Raw genomic sequence first — 18,756 nt, 5'->3', positions numbered from 1 at the left:
CATCACAAGGTGTCCACCTATTTTGGTGGACACCTCATGCATCAGAGCACTCAACAGCAAAAGGTGCGGGGAAATTCGCGCTTACCCTTGAGCGCTACGCTGCCGGAGAGCGCGTCTTTGCCGACCTCGACCTCGACGACGGTTCTACGATTTCAGCGGTTGCGATCTTCGAGAGGCTGTTTTCACCGGTAGCTTTCTCATTGCCAGCTTCGTCGGCGCCCGCTTCCAAGGTGCAGACTTTTCCCACTGCAATGTAAAAACGTGCGACTTTACAGGCGCAAATCTGGCGGCGGCGAGCTTCTACGGTTCTGCCATAGATGGTTCGGTCTTCGATGGCGCAGACCTTTCTGACGCAAATTTCGAAGGGGCCTCCGCCTATGGTTATGTTTTCCGAAACGGGGAATTGCCCTCGCATTGACCGTGCAAGACGGAGCGGGCTCAATTTATGAGTTTACGGCCTAGCGCGACGTGCCCCATAAGGTTCGCCCGAAAAATGGAATGGTATCGTCCTTGTCCTCGTGATCCTGCTTAGAAGACGCCGGGATGGTTTCACTCAATGTCAATACTGAGATCTGGGGATAGCCCGCCGGCGTCAAAAGCGCTCAAATGTCTGCAATTTGTCGCTGCCTTGACCTTGAGCAGAGATGCGGAGCTCCATTCAACTCGCGACACTCAAATATGCGCTTGTGGTCGCCGAGGAGGGCAGCTTTCTGCGCGCGGCGCGGCGCGCCGGTATCGATCACTCCGCGCTCAGCCGGCGCATACGCGATCTCGAATACGCGATGGGAACGAGGATTTTTCATCGCCATGCCCGCGGCGTTGGGCCAACCCCGGCCGGCGAGCGTTTCCTCGATCGTCTACGCTCCGTGCTGCTCGAACTGGAGAATACTCTGACGCTGGCCAGGACCGGCATTAAAGATGAACAACAAAGGCTTTCCATCGGCTCCAACGGACTCATCCTAGCCGGGCGAGCGCTGGATGCGATCATCGAGTTCGGGCAATGTCATCCAAATGTGACCGTCAGCTTGATCGAAGGGTCTCACCCTGAACCTGGCGCTATCTCGCGCGGGGCGGAGGTCGACGTTACCGTCACTTCCTCCTCCCAATCCACCGGCGGCGCATTCGAATTGAGATTGTGGAAGGATACCCTAGCCGTCGTTCTCGCTCCAAATCATCCTCTCGCAAGCCGTCCCGTGATCGAGTGGTCGGAGCTAGGCCGGGAGACGCTGCTCGTGCGCAGGGGCGAAGCGTTTCTGCTCGCCGACGCTGTTGGAAGCGACGTGCAGCTTCCCGCGATCGTCGAACATCACGTCTGTGCGGGCGTCCTTCTGCGCCTTGTCGGAAATGGCCTTGGTGTCGCTCTGATCCACGATGGAGATGCCAACAGCGTTCCTGAAGGCGCCGTCTGCCGTAAGCTCCGGATCGGGGGCAAGCCGATCCAGATCTCGAATTTTGCCCGTTGGCGCCCGGACAACGCCAATCCTGCCCTGCCGGTCTTCATCGCGTTCCTGCGCGATCGGTATTCGTCCTGACGGACGTCCGATCGCGATGACCCAAATAGTTATCCCGGCCTCAGCGTTCGTGGGGCTCTGGCAAACGCTCTGTCCGTTGTCATGAACCGTGTCAGCATCGGCACTATCAGCTTTGCCGGATCGGCGACTATCTGTCCGGTCTCGCGGCCGAGCAATTCAGCATAGGCGACCAGATCGCGATGAACGGCGCCGGGCAGTTCGACCGTGATCTTGACCGGACGGTCATCGGGAATGGCGGAGAGTTTCTGCTTGGTCGTGACGGATTCTCGGGCGCCGCGCCCGGTCAGCACCAAAGCCTTCGGCGATGCGCACCAGGTCGCTGAGCGCTGAACGGATTTGCGGCCAAGGAAATTCGGAGCATTCCTCCCATGCCTCGCCCTCGCGCAATACGGCATCGAGCTTGCCTGCGACACCGGCGACAGTGGTGGCGGGAGTCGCTGAGAACGCTTGCAGCAGATCTTGCATTTTCTCGCCAGCCTCGCGCTCGGCCCTGAAGGCGGCGGTGTAGCCGGCTTCCTCCGCAGCCGCATCCCAGCGTGCCTGATGCGCCGCGAAATCAGCTTCGGCCTTATCGCGGAGAGCCGCCATATCCGGCGCTTTGCCGAGCACTTCATTGAGCATCTCGATCGAATGGACCGTCACCTGCTCACCTTCGGCCAGGCGGACAGTCACACAAGGAAAGCCGACGCTCTCGACAAGCCTTGTCTCCAGCCGCTGCTGCTTCCGGCAAAGCCGCTCGGTCAGATTATGAGCAGCTTCCCATTCCTTCCAAAGCGCTAGCGCAGGATCAGAAGCTACGTTCGTTCTTCCGGCGTCGCCAGCGAACACATTGCCATTAAGCGTCCACGCGGTGGTGGCCACCGCTGTTCTCGCAAGCACTTGCCTGCGAGTGACGAAAGGTAGAGTCGTGGTATTGTCGGAATCAGCCATGATCCGAGCTCCAATCAGCTTGGGTTGCGGTCAGGCCGGGCGGGATGGTGCAAACATCCTGTTCGGCCGCGAACTTGCCGCACGTATAACCGGGACAATTTGACAAGCTACCGGTGAAAAGTCAACCCAAGAGATAAACGTTTGACTTATAGTAAAATTTCTGCCGCGCAGTGTCGGGGCGCTCGCGCGATGTTGGGAATAAGTCAGCGCGAGCTGGCGGACGCCGCCAAGGTATCACGGCCTACAGTGGTCGATTTCGAGCGAGGCGCCCGGGTTCCGCATCCGAACAATATGGCAGCGATTCGCCAAGCGCTGGAGGTTGCCGGTATCGAATTCATCCCAGAAAACATGGGCGGACCTGGCGTACGACTGGTACGCCTGGAAAGCAAATGAACTCACGGCGGCGAGCAAAACCCGAAAACAGGATCGACAAGACTTGTCACGGTCGATCTTGCCAATGCAGAATGGCTTGCTGCCAACGAGTTCGGCACTCTGGCCGACATTGGCAGCACCGCGGGGGCGGATACTCGACCTTTACTCCGCCGCTCCGCGCTCAGCGCGATTGTTCAAGGCGATGAGGTTTTTTGCCCGGGCCAGGCAATCGGGCCGCTCGTTGCGATAGCGGGGTCCGATTTCCATGATGAGGACGGTCCCCGGCAAGAAGGCCAGCTCACTGAAGATGTCATCCCATTCGATATCGCCCCAGCCGAGGGGCATGTGCAGGTCGCCTATACCCAGCGCTGCATCCTCCTGCGGGAGGTAGGTTCTGTGGAAGCCCTGCGGGCGCCCGAAAGAGTCATGGACATGCAGGTGCCTCGCCACCGGCGCCATGGCCCGCAGCTGCTCGCGGAAGTTCAGGCCGCGATGGGTGGATTCAATATAGGCGTGGCTGAAATCGATGAGCGCCACCAGGTTGGGATGGCCGACCGCCTTCACCGTCTGCGCCACCTCGGCCGGGGTCTGCCGGCACTGACCCGGTTCCATGGCGAAGAGGTTCTCGAAGGCGATGCGCACACCATAGGCCTTGCAGAACTCGGCAAGTTCGAACAACGCTTCGCGTTCGCGTTCCTCGGCACCGGCTCGTTCGAGGACCTGGTCGGCGCGATAATGCCCGCTATGCTGGATAAGGACGCGCGCATCGATCCGATCGCAGAGTTCGACCAAAGCCTTGGCGGCATCAATCTGGTAGCTTCAGACCGCCGGGTCCATGAGGTTCGACGAGACGACGCCGTGAACCGTGAAGCGGAGATCGAATTGGCTGGTCAGTGCGACAAGCCTGTCGGCTCTCTCGGGGATGACACGGCCACCCGCTATGAGGTCGAGGGTCGTCAGTCCCAGTTCGACGGCTTCGACGCCCATGTCGGCAAAGCTGCGAAAGTCCGCCGCAAGGCTCTCCAACCCGCCATTGGCAGAGATTGAATTGAAGCCTGCTGCGATGATGTTGCTCATATGCATTTCCGAGGACGGCCCGTAGGAGTTTCGGCGGGAATTCCGGGCCGATCCGGATCACCCCAGGTGAGATGGCGTCTGCGGGGTCACCGCTGCTGTCAGTCGGCGTACATCAACTCATAATGGGCCGCAATAACTTCGAGAACCATAAAGCGGACTGCTGGGGCCGGAGGAAGCTGTTGTATTTCCGCACTGGTGCGATCCGATACTTTACATATTATGTGACTTTCAATTGGGGGCGGGCGGCAGATGAAAGAAGAGAACGACGTTCAGAAGTTGGTGCGCACGCTGCGTGCTCGAGCACCTGATGACGCGGCTGAATTGCTTGGCCGAGAGTCTCCAGAGTTCATCCGGGACGCACTAAAGTTGTTGCCGGATGGGCACGCCCGCAAGGTGGCGGAGCATTTGCCACCGCATTTGAAGCCTATCGAGCCGCACAGCGATGGCAAGGATTTCGTGATCCCCGATTCGCTCGTCGAGCTGATGGACTCGATTCCCGCCAGCGTTCCTCTGGGGACGACGGTAGCCGCCGCAGTGGAGGCCGTCAGACGCGCCCAGGTGCCGACCGAGCTCACCTACCTCTACGTCACGGACGTGGGCGACAAATTGGTTGGCCTGGTGGTCCTGCGCGATCTGATGCTGAGCGAACCGGACGCGATGGTGGATCAGATAATGCTGCCAAAGCCGTTCGCCCTTAACATTGGTCTGTCTTTGAGCGACGCCTGCAAGGCGGCGGTACGCCGTCACTACCCTGTCTATCCCGTGGTGGACGCGGACAACCGGCTGCTCGGGCAGGTTCGCGGCTGGCGCTTGTTCGAGCAGCAAATCATCGAGATTTCTGCCCAGCCTGGCCAGATGGTGGGTGTGCAGAAGGAGGAGCGTGCTTTTACGCCGCTGTTTTCAGCCTTCTTGAAGCGTCATCCGTGGCTGCAGCTGAATCTGCTGACGGCCTTCATGGCCGCTTTCGTGGTAAGTTCGTTCACGGGCACGATCGAGAAGATCGTCGCCCTGGCGGCGTTCCTCCCGGTCTTGGCCGGGCAGAGCGGAAACACCGGCTGCCAGGCACTGGCTATGACGCTGCGTGGCCTTGCCCTGGGGGATGTGGACAAACGACCGAAGCTGCACCTGGTGATGAGGGAGGGCGTGCTCGGGATCGCCAACGGCGTGCTCGTCGGTCTTGTGGCGGCTGCGGCGATGTGGTTCTACGCCTCGAGGCAACCGGAGTCGGCACCCCAGGCACCCATGCTGGCACTTGTGATCCTGCTCGCCATGTCCGGATCGTGCCTCATGTCCGGAATCTCCGGCGTGCTGATCCCGTTGGGCCTACGCCGGGTCGGCGCCGATCCGGCCGTAGCTTCGGCGATCTTCCTCACCACCGTGACCGATATCGTAGGCATGGGCCTGATGCTGGGGCTGGCCACCATGCTCGTGCTCTAGCAAGGCGCCTCCGGTGACGCATCCATGGAGAGATGGGTTCCTATAAGCTGAGCTCGTCGCGTTCAACGAAATAGCAAGAGCCGTGCCGCATCGCGTACGCGTCGTCAGAAGCACCTCGCGGCAGCTCTCAGATCGCTTGCGCAGTGCCACGGAAGACCTTTGGATGAGCGTGGACGACCTTGATGGCTCATTCAGTGACCAGATACGCGCCGAATCGCGCAAACAATATTAATCTTGCCGGATATGCGATCCACTACTGGTGATGATTTGAGTTGGTTGCCGCTGGTGCCGAATACTTCCATTGTTACAGCAAACCTGAGAAGATGTTTTGACAACCGGCGCAGCCGAAATACGAATAACCCCGATGGTTTGTTGCGCAACTGCAACAGCTGCTGAGACTCGCATGGTCTGGCGACCGTTCAGTCGCCTTTTTCTTGTGGTCGTGCTAAGTCCTTCGCACTAGTCGGGTTTGGGGTGGGTTCTCGGCATGCAATCTTCGTTTCGAACGATCTTCGGCTGCGCCGCGGCGCTGCTTTGTACCGGCGTATTGCCGGCCGGCGCACAAGGTCTTTTTACTGCATATGACGATGCGTTTTCGGCCCGCATCGCCAGTCCGGCTGACAACGGAACGCTCGCCCAGTTCGTCACAGTTGCCGTCAACGCGGGACAATACGATCAGGCGATCTCCTCAATCGAGCAGTATCTGATCAAATACCCCCGCGATGCTCGCGCCCGGCTGGCGGCCAGCCGGTTGTACTATCATGTCGGCTCCTATGAATTGGCCCGGCGGCAGGTGCAGTACGGCATCGAAGTCGGCGGTCTGTCGGCAAGTGAGCAGCAGGAAGCCGTTCGCCTGCTCGCCCGCATCGAGCGCGCGTTGCGTGGCGTCACCTGGGAACTGGCCCTGACCGGCGGCGTGTTCAGCGCATTTACCGATTTTGAGCCGGGCGGGGCGCAGGACGACGACAGCTTCGTCTCGCCCTATGGGCGCGCGCAAGGCTTTGTCCGGTGGGACCTCGGCACGCCAAGTGCTGACGCTCTCGTCCTTTCAGGGTCATTGACGGCGACACAGCGCTTTTTCACGGAAGACCTGTCGGTACCGGGTAGCGAGAAGACTTTTATCCACGGCGACGCAGCGATTACCTGGGACAAGGGGCTACCCAACAGTGGGATCGATTCGCTGCGCCTGCTGCTTTCCGCGTTTACCGTTACAGATCGTTTCGACAGCGATATCCACGAAACCGGCATCGGCCTCAGTGGACGCTTCCTCGTGCGCCCGACGGTCGAGACGACGCTTTTCGCCGGTGGCGGCTACATCGATCTAAGCCCCTCGCAAGGCATTTTCGCCGATCGCAGGGTTTTCTATGAGGCAGGCGGCAGCTACCGCTTCCGCAATGGCCAGGCGCTCGGACTGCGCTTTGTCGGCTCGAATGACTTCGCCTCCGGATCTGGCGAAATCGGCCGCAGCTACACGGGCGAGGTCCGGTATGGCGGCCTGTTGATGAACGTACCGGATCTTTTCGCATGGTCGCACCAGGTCGCCTTCTCGGCCGGCCACAGCGACACTCCCGATCTGTCCGTCGGCATCGGCACAAACATCAAGAGCGACTTCTGGCGCATTGCCTCCGAAAGCGATTTCCAGCTCACCGAGGCGCAAAAAATCAGCGTCGATCTCGCCTATCGGGAAACCAACTTCGACATTGCCAGCCGCGACCGAAAATCGTTCGAAATGCTCATGAGCTACACATTGACGCTCAATTGAAAGAGGCCGCGATGAGGACCCCGTACCGTCAGATCGCCATTTTTGTCGCCTGCCTTGCCTTTGCGGCACCTTCCGCCGCTGAAACGGTCGGGTCGATGACGGCCTACCAGACCAACATCGTCCGCAACAACGGCGCGACAATGAACGTCGGCTCAGGCGTCGAACTCGGCGATCAGCTGCGCAGCAATCCCACCGGTCTTGGAATGCTGGTGTTCCGGGATGAATCGAGCGCCAAGATTGGTCCGAACACCAGCCTGACGATCGATGAATTCGTCTACAATCCAGGCGCCGGATCGGGAAAGATCGACATCGGGATGAACAGCGGCCTGGCCCGTTTCTATGGCGGTCAGGTTTCGAAAGGTGGCGTCATGCAGGTTGCGACGCCGCACATGGTGCTCGGGGCCAGAGGCGGCATCATCGAAGTGCTGGTGGCAGCCGGCCAGACCGTCGGCATACTGCGCGCCGGCCGCATGACCTGCACGATCAATGGCAAACGGCTGGTCATCACAAACCCGGGCTACGCCTGCACGTCGGAAAATGGCAAGCTGCTGACCGGCTACGGCGGAATCGACACCTTCCCGATATTGGACAGCATCGACCGGATAGCCGGCACCGGCCTGCCAGGCGCACCGGGTCCGGGACTGGACGTAAGCGCGCTTTGTGCGTCAGCACTCGGCGGCTCGCTCAAAGTCTGCGACTCCACCGACGGCGCATTGCCAGGAGTGGTCATGGAGTTCCCCGACACCCCAACGCCACCTGTGGGCGGCGGTGTGGATGAGGATGAGGGTGGGTGTGAGGGTGAGGGTTGCTGCTACTACTGCAATTAAGCCCGGCGGCACGACATGAGCCTCTTGGTCGGTTCGCGCTGGGCTGATTGGCGGCAAGCTGCCAGGCGCAAAATATCCGGTCTTGTGGTCGTGCTCCTGCTGCTCGCTTGCCATTTAGCTTTCGACGGCCCGCTGTCGCGGCTGCGCGAACGCACGTACGACTTCTACCAGTTTCTCGCCCCGCGCCAGGCGACGAGCAATCCTGTCGTGATTGTCTCGATAGACGACGCCAGCCTCAATGCACATGGGCGATGGCCCTGGAACCGCGGCCTCTTGGCCGATCTGGTCGATGGCATCACCAAATCCGGCGCCGTGGTGATCGGGCTTGCGCTGGTGCTGCCCGAGGCCGACACCTCGCCTGACGGCATCGCCGGAGACAAGCGCCTGGCAACGGCGCTGTCGAAAAATCGAACGGCGCTTGCCGTCAGTCTGGGCAACGAGGCGACGGTTTCAGAAGCAGAACCCAAAGCCGGCTGGTCGATCGTCGGGCAGGTACCCGACACACTTCCCGGCTTCACCGGCCTGACCGGCTCGCTTGCCGAATTCTCGAACGCCGCCGCGGGCCTCGGCGTAATTCGCACCTTGCCCGATCCCGATGGCGAACTACGCCATGTGCCGCTGCTCTGGCTTCGCAATACCGCTCAAGGCGTGCAGCTCTGGCCGTCCTTCGCACTCGAGCTCCTGCGCCTTTACGCCGGGCAGGACGGCTACATAGCCCGGATGAATGCCGCCGGGTTTGACGCACTCAGGATGGCCGGCGCCATTGTGCCGCTCGAGCCGGAGGGGAGCATCCGCCTTTGGGAAACCGCCACGGATACGCCCCGTATATCTGCCAGCACTATCCTTTCGGGCGACAATGATCCGCGGCTGCGGGACGCCATCGCCATTGTCGATCTGTCGGCCGTGGGACTGACGCAGTATCTACCCACCCCGACGCGTCCAGCGCGACCAGGCGCGGACATCCACGCCGATGCAATCGGCCAGATGCTTGCCGGGCGCTATCTTGCCGAGCCAACGCACGCGCGTACGCTCGAGCGGCTCTGGTTTGTCCTCAGTGGCGTCATTTTCATCGGGCTTTCCGGAGTGCTCGCCGGGCGCGTCGTGCTTGGCGCCCTCGCCCTGGCGCTGCTGGTTATTACGCCCGTCCTTTTCGGCGCTCTCGAATACAGTCTGCAGGGTGCACTCTATGACCCATTGCAGCCGGCGCTGGCCACGATCCTGGTAGCCGGCTTCGAAGGCTATGTCCTCTACAGGCGCAGCGAGCAGCGCCGGTCCACCCTGGCACGGCAGTTCTCCCAATACCTGTCGCCTTCCGTGGTGCAGCGCCTCGCAAGCTCGGACACCGAAGCAATCCTGTCCGGCGAGAAGCGCGAGATCACAATCCTGCTCAGCGACATACGCGGCTTCACGACGATGAGCGAACGACTCGATACCCAAGAAATTGCAAAGGTGGTCAACCACTTCCTCGGCATTGCGACCGATGAGATCCTCAAGCGCGACGGCACCATCGACAAGTTCATGGGCGATGCGGTGCTGGCCTTCTGGAATGCGCCGCTTGATCAGCCGGATCATCGCGAGCGCGCGCTCGACGCGGGGCTTGCCCTGATCGAACGGGTAAAGCGCGAAGACGCCGCCTTCACCGCGGATGGCCACCCCTCCATCCAAATCGGCGTCGCCATCGAGACGGGCATCTGCTCGGTAGGCAATTTCGGCTCCGAACGGCGCTTCGATTACACCGCGATCGGTTCGCCGGTGAACCGCACGGCACGGCTCGAGTCGACGACCAAGAAGCTGGGCATCCCCCTGGTGCTTGGCCCCGGCTTTGCGGAAGGAGCATCGATGCCAGTCGTCCAGGCGGGCGCCTTTGAGCTCCAGGGTTTCAAGGGCGAGGTGCCGGTTTTCACCATTCCGGAGCTACAAGCCACTCACCAACGTATGAGCCGCGAAGAAGGGAGCCAACGTGGTGAGCAATCTGGCGCCCCTGCCATGGTGGTTGGTTCGCCGCTGTCCTCGGAAATGCCTCCTCCTGATCTTGCACCCCTAACCTGAAGCGCACGCTGATCGGATCCAGCGGATCGCAGGGTGCCGGCCTGCATTGTGAACTGATTTTCCGCTTGGGAGGCCTAGCGGTTTGCGTGCCCCCCGGTTGTCATTCGCCGCGCATGGTCGCCTGGAAGGTCGGCAGGTGCTTCTTCTGCGCCTCGAGCATTCTCTCGCGATAGACGCCATAGATGACGTCGGTGTCGTGCAGTGTGACGCCGGCAATTGTCGGCGAGGCGAAAACCGGCAGTTCGATGCCGCGTTTCGAAAGCGCCTCGGCGGTGCGGGCGATCAGCTCATGCGCCAGGATCATGGCTAGCACGGTCGACGAACCGGAGACCGGCCGGCTCCAGCCATCGACCGGCACGATGGCATCCTCGATCGGCGAGCAGGTGTCGATGACAAGGTCGGCGGCATCGGCAAGCCGCTTGCCGGAAGAGTGCGTCGCCGGCTTGTCGAGATTGTTCTTGCTGGTCACCGCAACAACGAAGATGCCGCGTTTTTTGGCGTAAAGTGCCGTATCGATGCCCGACGAATTGCGGCCGCTGTGGCCGAAGATGATGATCGAATCGCCTTTGTTCAGCGGCTGGTGATCAAGGAATTTCTCGGCGTATTTCTCGGTCCGCTCCAGCCACAGAAGTTCGCGTACGCCGCCGGCGCCGAGCACATTATGCCACATGACACGCGGGTCGGTCAGCGGATTGAAGCCAACATAGCTGCCGTAGCGCGGAAACACTTCCTGAACCGGCAACACCGAGTGGCCCGAGCCGTAAAGATGAACCAGCCCACCGCTCTCGAGCGTGTCGGCAAAGCGATTGGCCGCCTCGCCAAAGGCCTCGGCATTGGCTTTCGAGGCCTGTTCGATGAGGGCGGCAAGGCGAGGTATGTAAAGATCGGACACGTCGGTACTCCTGTTATGTGTCGGCTTCGGTAATGGCTCAACTTCTTGCGGTTGGCGCGGCGCGGCCGGCGCGCAGCGTCGAGCGGATTTCGTAGCGGTCGCCCCGCATCACGGAAACGGTGAATTCGAATGGGCCACGCTCGTCGGTGGTGATGCGCTCGACCACGAAAGCGGGACTTCCCGTCGGCAGATCGAGCAACTCGGCATCCGCCGCCCCGACCGCACCGACACGGTAATTTTCGCGCGCCGCGACCGGCACGATGCCGTAATGGCGCTCCAGCGCTTCGTAGAGCGAGCCCTGCAACAGGCCGGCATCGAGAAAGCCGGGCACGCGCGCGGCCGAGAGTTGCGCAGTCTGAATACCGATCGGTTCGTTGTTGCCGAGCCTGAGCCGCCGGATGCGCACCACCGGGTCGCCCTCCTCGATCTCCAGCGCTCCGGCCGTGGCGGCATTGGCGGTGGTCAGGCTGCAGTCGAGCAAGCGCGAGCCGGCGACCACGCCCATATTGCCCATTTCCTGCGTGAAGCTGGTGAGTTCGCGGGTGCCGGCGACCAGCGTGGTGGAGCGCACGAAGGTGCCACGGCCATGTTCGCGCCTGAGCAGCCCGTGCTCCTCCAGATTGCGCAGTGCGTGACGCAGCGTGATACGGCTCACCCCGAACAGGGCGCACAGTCTGTCTTCGGCCGGAATCTGGTCGCCGGTTGCCCACTCGCCGCTCTTGACGATGGCGCGGATGGCCTCTTCCACCTGATACCAGAGCGGCTCGGGCCTTCGGCGGTCGGGTTGCTGAAAGCTCGGCCCGCTCATCTTATTTGCCTCCACTGTGCGCCGGCGAGACCGGCCAGCGAGGCGCCGACGAGACCGGCGCGGGAACCGAATTCGCCGGACCGCAGAACGACGTCGCGCAGATGAGGCGGCAGCTGACGCCGCAATGCCGAAAGCAACGGCGGCCCTACCACGTCCAGCGCATCCGCAAGTCCGCCGGAAATCAAGACTGCCTGGGTGTCGAGCAGCGCGACCGCACCCGCCAAGGCAGTGCCCAGCCGGCGCGCCGGCAGCTCCAATGCGTCAAGCGCGGCCGTCTTGCCGGCCCGGGCGGCCTCGACCAGCCTGCCGCCATTGGTTAGCCCGATCTCGCGCGCCGCGGCATCGAATGCCCGGCCGGAAGCGAAGCGCTCCAGCCAGCCGCTGCGGTCCTCGCCTTCATCCTCGATATCGGCACAGGCCCAGCCGAATGAGCAGGCGCCGCTACGTGCGCCGGCAACAATGCGATTATTGGCCAGAACGGCGGAGCCGATGCCGGTGCCTATCGCCAGCAGGATGGCATCAGACAGGCCCTTTGCGGCACCTTCGACCGCTTCGGCCAGCATGGCGATGTGCGCATCGTTGCCAATGGCAACAGGCAGACGAGGAAACAAGGCCGCGACATCGATGCCGTCGAGATAGGGCAGGTTCGGAACCCAGCGACAGACCGAGCCCTCGACAAGCCCCGGCACCGCCAGGCCAAGTGCCTCGACCGGACCGGCCTCGGCGCGCAAGGCACCGATTCGGGCGACGAAGGCATCAAGGCTTGCCGGCGCAGGCTCGCGGCTCAGCATCTCCAGCCAGCGAACATCGCCAGTATGGACTGCGGCGCGCAAATTGGTGCCGCCAAGATCGATGGCGAGAACGCGTGTCATCGAGAGCGGCTCCAATCGGCGGCCGCCCGGCCCTCGGTGCGCCAGCTCCACAAGGCCACGGTGTCGTCGGCTCTGGTCGGCAGCGCAATACAGAGCCCGGTGCACGCGGCGCCAAAGCCGCCGATCAGGCTGAGCGCAGCGCGTCGATGAACCATGATCAGTCTCTCATTCGACATCGGCGTCCTTTGCAGCGCGAATTGTCATTATAACGACATGACTTCGAGCGCAAGAGCCTTGCGGCACGTTTTGAGCATACCCGGCAGTGAGAAACAGCTCGAACCGCCTCGGTTAAGTGTAAGGTCCACAATCTATTTTTCCCATTGCGGGGCCCGACGAAGAAATCGTCCACAGCGCCGGCGGGAACTCTTCACGAAGATAGCGCTTGCATCGTTGCTTCAAGTTGTCATAACGTCATTCATATCGCTGTGCGGCTACGCGGAGGATCCGGATGTCTTTGGCTTGGGTTTCGAAACTGGCATTGGCTGCAGGGCTGCTGGCGTCGCCCACCATTGGTTGGGCGCAATCGGTCAACATCTCCTATCTGACCCACTGGTCGCCCGAAACGGTCGCTTTGCTGGACGCCGCGGCCAAGGACTACGCCAGGACCAATCCGGATGTGACCGTCACCGTGCGCGCTGTCCCCTTCGGCGATCTCCTGACGACGCTGCGTTCCCAGGGCGGCAGTTCCGATGGGCCCACGATCGGTGGCATCTATGATTTGTGGCTGCCCGAACTGGCGCGAGACAAGCTGGTCGCGCCGGCCCCCGACACGGTTGCCGGCGAGGTCAGGAGTGGGTGGCCGGCTGGTGTCGTCAGCGCAGCCTCCGTTGGTGGCACGCTCTACGGCATTCCAAACGAGATCGACGTCTATGCGTTGAACTACAACAAGGAGCTGTTCAAGCAGGCGGGCATTACGGCCGCGCCGAAGACTTGGTCTGAATTAAAGGATGCGGCCCAGAAGCTGACCAGGAAAGATGCCGGCCAGCAAGGTTTCGGCATGATCAATTCCTGGGCGGCGGGCGTCGTCCATCCCTTCGCCTCGCTGCTGGTCTCCAATGGCGGCGAGCTGGTCAAGGACGGCAAACCGATGCTCGACAGTCCGCAAGCCGGCGAGACTTTCCAGCTCTACGAGGATCTGATCAAATCCGGCGCCAGCGATCCGGCGATGGCCACGGCCGACGCCAACACCACCGGTCCCTTCCTCGACAATTTCGTCTCCGGCAAGACCGGCATGATCATCATGGCCAACTGGTGGGAAAGCGCATTGAAGACCGGCATGGGCGACAAGTTCTCCAATATCGCCACCGCACCCATCCCGGTCGGTCCGAGCGGTGACAAGCCGCACTCGATCTCTTATTCATGGATGACCGTCGTCAATGCCAATGCCGGTCAGGCCGAACAAAAAGCGGCATGGGATTTCCTGGCATGGCTGAACAGTCCGAAGTCCGGCAAGAACGGCGCCTCGGCAATGTCGGATATTCTGATGTCGATGGGCATCCTGCCGACGCGGACCTCCGATATAGAGGCCCATAAGGACAAGCTCGGCTCCGAGTTCTTGTCCGGCTATGTCAGCGTGCTTGCCGACGCCAAGCCCTTCCCTGTCGTGCCGGGCGGCCAGGAGTTCAGCGAATCGCTGCAGCAGACGCTCGAGGCGTTGCAGTATGGCCAGCTCTCGGCCAAGGATACGCAGGCGAACGCGCAGGCCGATGCCGTCTCGATCCTGGAGCGTGCCGCCAAATAGCGAAGGCGCTGTTTCAAGAGCCCGACGCTTTGGAAGCAGAGCGATGATCAAGACCTATCGTGCCTCGGCGGGCATCATGCTGGCGCCCGCCGTGACATTGATCGGCATTTTCATCCTGTTGCCGATGCTGCTCACCATCTGGCTGTCATTTCAGGACTGGTCGACGCAAACACCTTTTGCCAATGCGAGCTTCATTGGCTTCGACAATTTTCGCGAAATATTCGGGCCGACCTCGGTCGGGCGGGATTTCAAGCGAGCGCTGCTCAACACCGCCGTCTACACGGCATTGTCGGTGATCCTCATCCTGCCCCTTTCGGTAGCGTTCGGCTTGATGGTCTATCAGCGCGATGTCGCAGGCGGCACGGCGCTGCGGACCGTGTTGTTTTCCACCTACATGGTGCCGATGATCGCCGTGACGCTGGTCTGGTCGAAGCTCTATTCGCCGAGCGAAGGGCCGCTCAACCAGATGCTCGGTCTCGCCGGCATCGGCCCGCAACTCTGGCTGTCCTCGCCAAGATCGGCGTTGATCTCGATCGTCGTGCTCAATGTCTGGCAGCAGATCGGCTATTTCACGGTGCTGGCCGTCGCCGGCCTGACCCAGATCCCGGGCAGTCTTTACGAGGCGGCGACGCTTGACGGCGCCAACCGACGCGAACAGTTCCGTTTCATCACCTTGCCGCTGCTACGCCGCACGCTCCTGTTCAGCGCCGTCATCGCCATCATCAACGCGGTGCAGGTATTCGAGCCAGTGGCGCTGATCACCCAAGGCGGGCCGGTCGGCTCGACCAATGTGCTGACCTATCATATCCGCCGGGTCGGCATCGAGCGCGCACAAGGCGGGCTGGGCTCGGCCATGGCAGTGATGCTGATGCTGGCGCTGATCGTTGTTGTGTGCGCGCTGTTTGCATTTGCCAACCGGAAGGATGACGAATGAGCGCGCCGGGCCGCTCAGGGTCGAGCCGGTTGGCGCGCAAACGCCTGGCGGGCCGCAGAGCCCTGCTCGCCACGCTGATGCTGCTGGTTGCCGTGGCCTCCGCCTTCCCGCTGTTGTGGATGGTTCTCTCCAGCCTGAAGACGCCGGCCGAAACCATGCAGGTGCCGCCGGTGTGGATACCGCGCACGCCGAGCCTCGAAGCGTATGAGAAAGTGTCCGGCGTCATCAATGTCGGCCGCTCGATGTGGAATTCGCTGGTGATCGCCACGATCACCACCGCCGGCATTCTGGTCACCAGCATGATGGCTGGCTATGCTTTCGCCAAGCATCACTTTCCCGGCCGCTCGCTGCTGTTTTCGGTGCTGATCGCTACCATGTTCCTGCCGCCGATCGTCACGCTGATCCCGCTGTACCGTCTCGTCGGATCAATCGGCCTGAACGCCAGCCTTGCCGGCATTATCGTACCCAACCTCGCTAATGCGTTCGGCATTTTCCTGATGCGCCAGTTCATAGCCGGCGTGCCGGACGATCTGATCGACGCCGCGCGGATGGATGGCGCGTCGGAACTTCTGATCCTGTTCAAGATCGTCGCGCCGAGCGTGGCGCCCGCGATTGCAGCACTGGCGCTGTTTGCCTTCGTCTATCATTGGAACAGCTATCTGTGGCCGCTCACCGTGCTGCAGGGCAATGCGGAGGACTATCCTATCGTCATCAGCCTGAGCCGGCTGCTCAGCTACAACAGAGGCGCCCTCAATACAGGACTGGTGATGGCCGGCGCCACGGTTGCTGTGCTGCCGCCGGTGGTGCTCTTCGTCTTCCTGCAGCGCTTCTTCGTGGATTCGATCGTCGGCTCGGCGGTCAAGGGGTAGCGTCGGCGGCACGGCCGGCATCCGCCCGGCTGTCGTCGGAACGCGCCCTGAAAGCTACCAGGCCATCAGCGAACTTGGACGCCAATGCCTACAGCTAGCTGCAGCGGTGATACCGGTTGTTGTGCTACATATGTAACCATGCCCATCACCCCACGAGCGGGATATCATGGCACTTACCCATGAGACTATTGAACTGTCGGGATTTGGCGTCCTCACCGGAAGGCCGAAGGAGGTTTGTGACCGACTTGATCGCCTAACTGCGGAGCTGGTCATTGCAGTAACGGTCGAGCATGGGAGTGAACCTGCTGTGCGCGGCCTCGCGGACACGCTCGTCAGCATTGCGCCTCTGGTCCGTTCCATCCTGATGAGTCGCCAGCGCGAAGCCATAAGCACGATAATCGAGGCCCTGGTCCCTCACGTACCGCCTCCGCAACACATGCTCATAGAAGCGCGGATGGCGGCCGAGGCGAGAAGACTAGTATTGGAAAGCGGCGATTGGCTGACTGCTCCTCAAGTCGCGACAATGGCAGGGTTCAGCACGAGCAACCCACGTGCGCAGCCAAACAAATGGAAAAAAGAAGGCCGGATCTTCGCAGTTCGGCATCGGGGCGTAGACTATTTTCCTGGCTACGCTCTGGATATTGCAGCTGGATATCGGCCCGCTAAACCGCTCGCTAAGGTTCTGAGCGTGTTTCGCGGGAAAAAGGATGCCTGGGGGCTCGCCTATTGGTTTGCATCGATCAATAGCTTCCTTGGCGGCAAACGTCCGCAAGATGTGCTCGCCTCGGACCCCGAACGCGTTCTTGCAGCTGCCGAGGATGAGTTGGCAGGCGCACCACATGGCTAATCAAAGATGGACGGGAACCTACAACTCCAATCCCGCTCCATCGAACAATTTGCAGGACATCAGTGGACGAAGTCATCCATGCTCGGCTGCATTGGTGGCTGCCTGCAGCGCCTCGATTCGGGCAAGGACTTCGTCAAATGTATAAGGCTTCTCATCGAACATCATCGCCTGCATTGCTTGGTAGTCGGCGCGTAGGTCCTTCATCCGGTGCGCTGCAGGCATTAAGTCCAATGTGCCTGGAAGAGCGGTGTCGTAACTTGCCCAGCCGGATCTAAAGTACACGGCCTTGTGTTTCGCGACCTGTTCCAACATGTCGAAGTCAATAGCTGCGCCCCGCCCTTCTGCCGTGTCAAGCAGCATTGCCACGTCATAATAATGGCGTGAAAAGTACTGAGGTGTGGGGGAGCCCTCCGGGCGGTGCGCTTCGGCGTGGAGCGCGGTAACTTTCTCCCAAAACGTTCTACGTGCCGAAAGGACCGTGACGGTGCAATCCGGATCCTCGAAGAAATCGGGAAAGTCGTCAGCCGAATAGGCCCGAATGGTCTTCTGCTCGGTTGGCCAAGGATCGCCTCGAGCCCCGAACTCGAGCTTAACCCGCGGCGTAATGTAGGCGACGCCTTGATAGTCTGGACTGGCAAGTGCGGCAGGATAGTAAAAGTTCATGGTCTGTGAATCGTGGACATCGATCTCCAATGACCATTTGCCTTGAGCTGGATCACCCAATTGTCTGGCAATTGCCTCATTAAGGGCCGGCCGAAGTTTGCTGGCGATGTGTTTTTCAACATCAGCCATGAGGTCATCAATGAGCTTGCCCGATTGCTTCTTGCTGATCCCTTGCCTTTCTGGATCTCGATCGCCCTCATATCCAAGATTGGCGCGGTCGATGGAGAGGTCGATGTCTTCAGAGAGCGATTGATAGCACCGTAGGCCTTGGAGAGAGAAGTTCCGCCCTTAAAGACTAGGGTGGGTGCATCGTTTATCTTGAGTTCAAAAAGTCGCTTCAAGGTCCAGCAGACCCAGAAGTCCTTCTCGATAACGATACTCGCGATGCCGCGCCGCGCACCGGATTCTCCAAAGACAGCAGACCTATCCGACGCGGATTGGCGCGCGAAGCTATCCATGAGCCGCATCCGATGGTGAGTCGCCAATGGCGCGTAGTATCGGACGCATCCAGGCCGGCGCCTGTATGGCGGTCGAGACGAGTCTCTTTTTGTCACTCAGGGACAGTTGGCGCGACGCGATCTGAACGACATCGGCGGCCCGCGACGGCCCGACATGCCGCAACGCCTGAACGACTGTTCCCGCAGCACTCCCCGGTGCTATCAGGTGTTTGGGCGACGCATGGCGCAGGTCGATAACACGCCTTCCGAGCACCACGCGACGGGATGGACCATCCGTGAGATATGAGGTTCGGGCGGGAACTTGGCTGGTCAGACCAAGCGCATTTGCCGCATGAGTGCCGGCGACCTGCACATGAGAGCCCGTCTCCCTGGCCAGCGCCTGGGCAACATCATCGGGCGACGGGGAAAGCGCCCCAAGTTTTGGATGCAGTTTCGGGAAATCGTAAAGTCCGCGGGCGAGACGCCGCAACCTGCCTCTTTTGATGAGGCGCGAGAGCGCCTGATCAATCGCTGACCGTCCCGCCAGATCAAGAAAATCGCTGGGCGTGAAAACGCTCCCGGGGGCCCCGCCCCCCGGGGGGGCCCCAAAACACAGAGCGGGCGTGGGGAATGGACGGGGTGAGGGGGGGGAAAAAATGGGTTTTTTTTTTTGAAGATAAGGCACGCGAAAAAAAAATCGCCGGGGT

Annotated in this window: 20 protein-coding genes and 1 pseudogene; 12 read left to right on the top strand and 9 right to left on the bottom strand. The window is 61.2% G+C overall.

Annotated features, from left to right (window positions below):
- The 3 genes from NKH70_RS34175 to NKH70_RS34165 all read left to right on the top strand — a co-directional run.
- Positions 1–257 (top strand): hypothetical protein (locus NKH70_RS34175; RefSeq protein WP_353027341.1); only part of this gene is annotated, 257 nt, incomplete at its 5' end.
- Positions 200–418, top strand: coding sequence for a pentapeptide repeat-containing protein (locus tag NKH70_RS34170; protein WP_353027345.1), 219 nt, complete (start codon positions 200–202; stop codon positions 416–418). The genes NKH70_RS34175 and NKH70_RS34170, both read left to right, overlap by 58 nt.
- 226 nt (positions 419–644) lie before the next feature.
- Positions 645–1,532: a LysR family transcriptional regulator gene (locus NKH70_RS34165; protein WP_353027340.1), complete on the top strand. Its 888-nt coding sequence runs from the start codon at positions 645–647 to the stop codon at positions 1,530–1,532.
- A 29-nt stretch (positions 1,533–1,561) separates the two neighbouring features.
- Here the strand turns inward: NKH70_RS34165 and NKH70_RS34160 are convergent, their stop codons facing one another.
- Both NKH70_RS34160 and NKH70_RS34155 read right to left on the bottom strand, forming a co-directional pair.
- Complete coding sequence (locus tag NKH70_RS34160) at positions 1,562–1,819, bottom strand: DUF2274 domain-containing protein (protein WP_353027344.1); 258 nt, start codon at positions 1,817–1,819, stop codon at positions 1,562–1,564.
- On the bottom strand, positions 1,755–2,462 hold the full coding sequence (locus NKH70_RS34155; RefSeq protein ID WP_353027339.1) for a hypothetical protein: 708 nt from the start codon (positions 2,460–2,462) through the stop codon (positions 1,755–1,757). The genes NKH70_RS34160 and NKH70_RS34155 overlap by 65 nt, the downstream gene beginning before the upstream one ends.
- 141 nt (positions 2,463–2,603) lie before the next feature.
- On the opposite strand from NKH70_RS34155, the gene NKH70_RS34150 reads away from it, so the two are divergent.
- Positions 2,604–2,855: a helix-turn-helix domain-containing protein gene (locus tag NKH70_RS34150; RefSeq protein ID WP_353027338.1), complete on the top strand. Its 252-nt coding sequence runs from the start codon at positions 2,604–2,606 to the stop codon at positions 2,853–2,855.
- A gap of 141 nt (positions 2,856–2,996) precedes the next feature.
- Here NKH70_RS34150 and NKH70_RS34145 read toward each other — a convergent pair.
- Positions 2,997–3,911: pseudogene (locus NKH70_RS34145) on the bottom strand (TIM barrel protein).
- Between the two features lie 249 nt (positions 3,912–4,160).
- Here NKH70_RS34145 and NKH70_RS34140 point away from each other — a divergent pair.
- The 4 genes from NKH70_RS34140 (at position 4,161) to NKH70_RS34125 (ending at position 9,986) form a co-directional block, all read left to right on the top strand.
- On the top strand, positions 4,161–5,348 hold the full coding sequence (locus NKH70_RS34140) for a magnesium transporter (RefSeq protein WP_353027337.1): 1,188 nt from the start codon (positions 4,161–4,163) through the stop codon (positions 5,346–5,348).
- A 487-nt stretch (positions 5,349–5,835) separates the two neighbouring features.
- Positions 5,836–7,110, top strand: a complete 1,275-nt coding sequence (locus NKH70_RS34135) for a tetratricopeptide repeat protein (RefSeq protein ID WP_353027336.1) — start codon at positions 5,836–5,838, stop codon at positions 7,108–7,110.
- Positions 7,111–7,121: 11 nt separating this feature from the next.
- Entirely contained in the window at positions 7,122–7,937 is an 816-nt protein-coding gene (locus tag NKH70_RS34130) for a FecR family protein (protein ID WP_353027335.1), read from the top strand.
- Positions 7,938–8,027: 90 nt separating this feature from the next.
- On the top strand, positions 8,028–9,986 hold the full coding sequence (locus NKH70_RS34125; RefSeq protein ID WP_353027334.1) for a CHASE2 domain-containing protein: 1,959 nt from the start codon (positions 8,028–8,030) through the stop codon (positions 9,984–9,986).
- Between the two features lie 100 nt (positions 9,987–10,086).
- Here the strand turns inward: NKH70_RS34125 and NKH70_RS34120 are convergent, their stop codons facing one another.
- Genes NKH70_RS34120 through NKH70_RS34105 form a run of 4 tightly spaced genes read right to left on the bottom strand, consistent with a single transcriptional unit; the run spans position 10,087 to position 12,713 of the window.
- Positions 10,087–10,878 (bottom strand): sugar isomerase domain-containing protein, encoded by a 792-nt coding sequence (locus tag NKH70_RS34120; protein WP_353027333.1) that lies wholly within the window; start codon positions 10,876–10,878, stop codon positions 10,087–10,089.
- Between the two features lie 37 nt (positions 10,879–10,915).
- Positions 10,916–11,686, bottom strand: coding sequence for a GntR family transcriptional regulator (locus NKH70_RS34115; RefSeq protein ID WP_353027332.1), 771 nt, complete (start codon positions 11,684–11,686; stop codon positions 10,916–10,918).
- Positions 11,683–12,558, bottom strand: coding sequence for an ROK family protein (locus tag NKH70_RS34110; RefSeq protein ID WP_353027331.1), 876 nt, complete (start codon positions 12,556–12,558; stop codon positions 11,683–11,685). Before NKH70_RS34110 ends, NKH70_RS34115 begins: the two co-directional genes overlap by 4 nt.
- The gene (locus NKH70_RS34105; RefSeq protein WP_353027330.1) at positions 12,555–12,713 is read right to left on the bottom strand and encodes a hypothetical protein; all 159 of its coding nucleotides are present in this window, start codon (positions 12,711–12,713) and stop codon (positions 12,555–12,557) included. Before NKH70_RS34105 ends, NKH70_RS34110 begins: the two co-directional genes overlap by 4 nt.
- Before the next feature lie 293 nt (positions 12,714–13,006).
- Between NKH70_RS34105 and NKH70_RS34100 the strand changes: the two genes are divergently transcribed.
- From NKH70_RS34100 to NKH70_RS34085, 4 genes are all read left to right on the top strand, one after another.
- Complete coding sequence (locus tag NKH70_RS34100) at positions 13,007–14,299, top strand: ABC transporter substrate-binding protein (RefSeq protein ID WP_353027329.1); 1,293 nt, start codon at positions 13,007–13,009, stop codon at positions 14,297–14,299.
- Positions 14,300–14,342: 43 nt separating this feature from the next.
- The gene (locus NKH70_RS34095; protein ID WP_353027328.1) at positions 14,343–15,233 is read left to right on the top strand and encodes a carbohydrate ABC transporter permease; all 891 of its coding nucleotides are present in this window, start codon (positions 14,343–14,345) and stop codon (positions 15,231–15,233) included.
- Positions 15,230–16,102: a carbohydrate ABC transporter permease gene (locus NKH70_RS34090; RefSeq protein ID WP_353027327.1), complete on the top strand. Its 873-nt coding sequence runs from the start codon at positions 15,230–15,232 to the stop codon at positions 16,100–16,102. Before NKH70_RS34095 ends, NKH70_RS34090 begins: the two co-directional genes overlap by 4 nt.
- A gap of 166 nt (positions 16,103–16,268) precedes the next feature.
- Positions 16,269–16,949: a hypothetical protein gene (locus tag NKH70_RS34085; RefSeq protein ID WP_353027326.1), complete on the top strand. Its 681-nt coding sequence runs from the start codon at positions 16,269–16,271 to the stop codon at positions 16,947–16,949.
- A gap of 72 nt (positions 16,950–17,021) precedes the next feature.
- Here the strand turns inward: NKH70_RS34085 and NKH70_RS34080 are convergent, their stop codons facing one another.
- Positions 17,022–17,834 (bottom strand): nucleotidyl transferase AbiEii/AbiGii toxin family protein, encoded by an 813-nt coding sequence (locus tag NKH70_RS34080; protein WP_353027343.1) that lies wholly within the window; start codon positions 17,832–17,834, stop codon positions 17,022–17,024.
- Between the two features lie 228 nt (positions 17,835–18,062).
- On the bottom strand, positions 18,063–18,665 hold the full coding sequence (locus NKH70_RS34075) for a DUF6088 family protein (RefSeq protein ID WP_353027342.1): 603 nt from the start codon (positions 18,663–18,665) through the stop codon (positions 18,063–18,065).
- Between the last annotated feature and the right edge of the window lie 91 nt (positions 18,666–18,756).

The organism is Mesorhizobium sp. M0991 (assembly GCF_040318915.1).
Lineage (GTDB): Bacteria > Pseudomonadota > Alphaproteobacteria > Rhizobiales > Rhizobiaceae > Mesorhizobium.
Note: the sequence above shows the minus strand (reverse complement) of the source record. Positions and strands in the feature narration are given on the sequence as shown.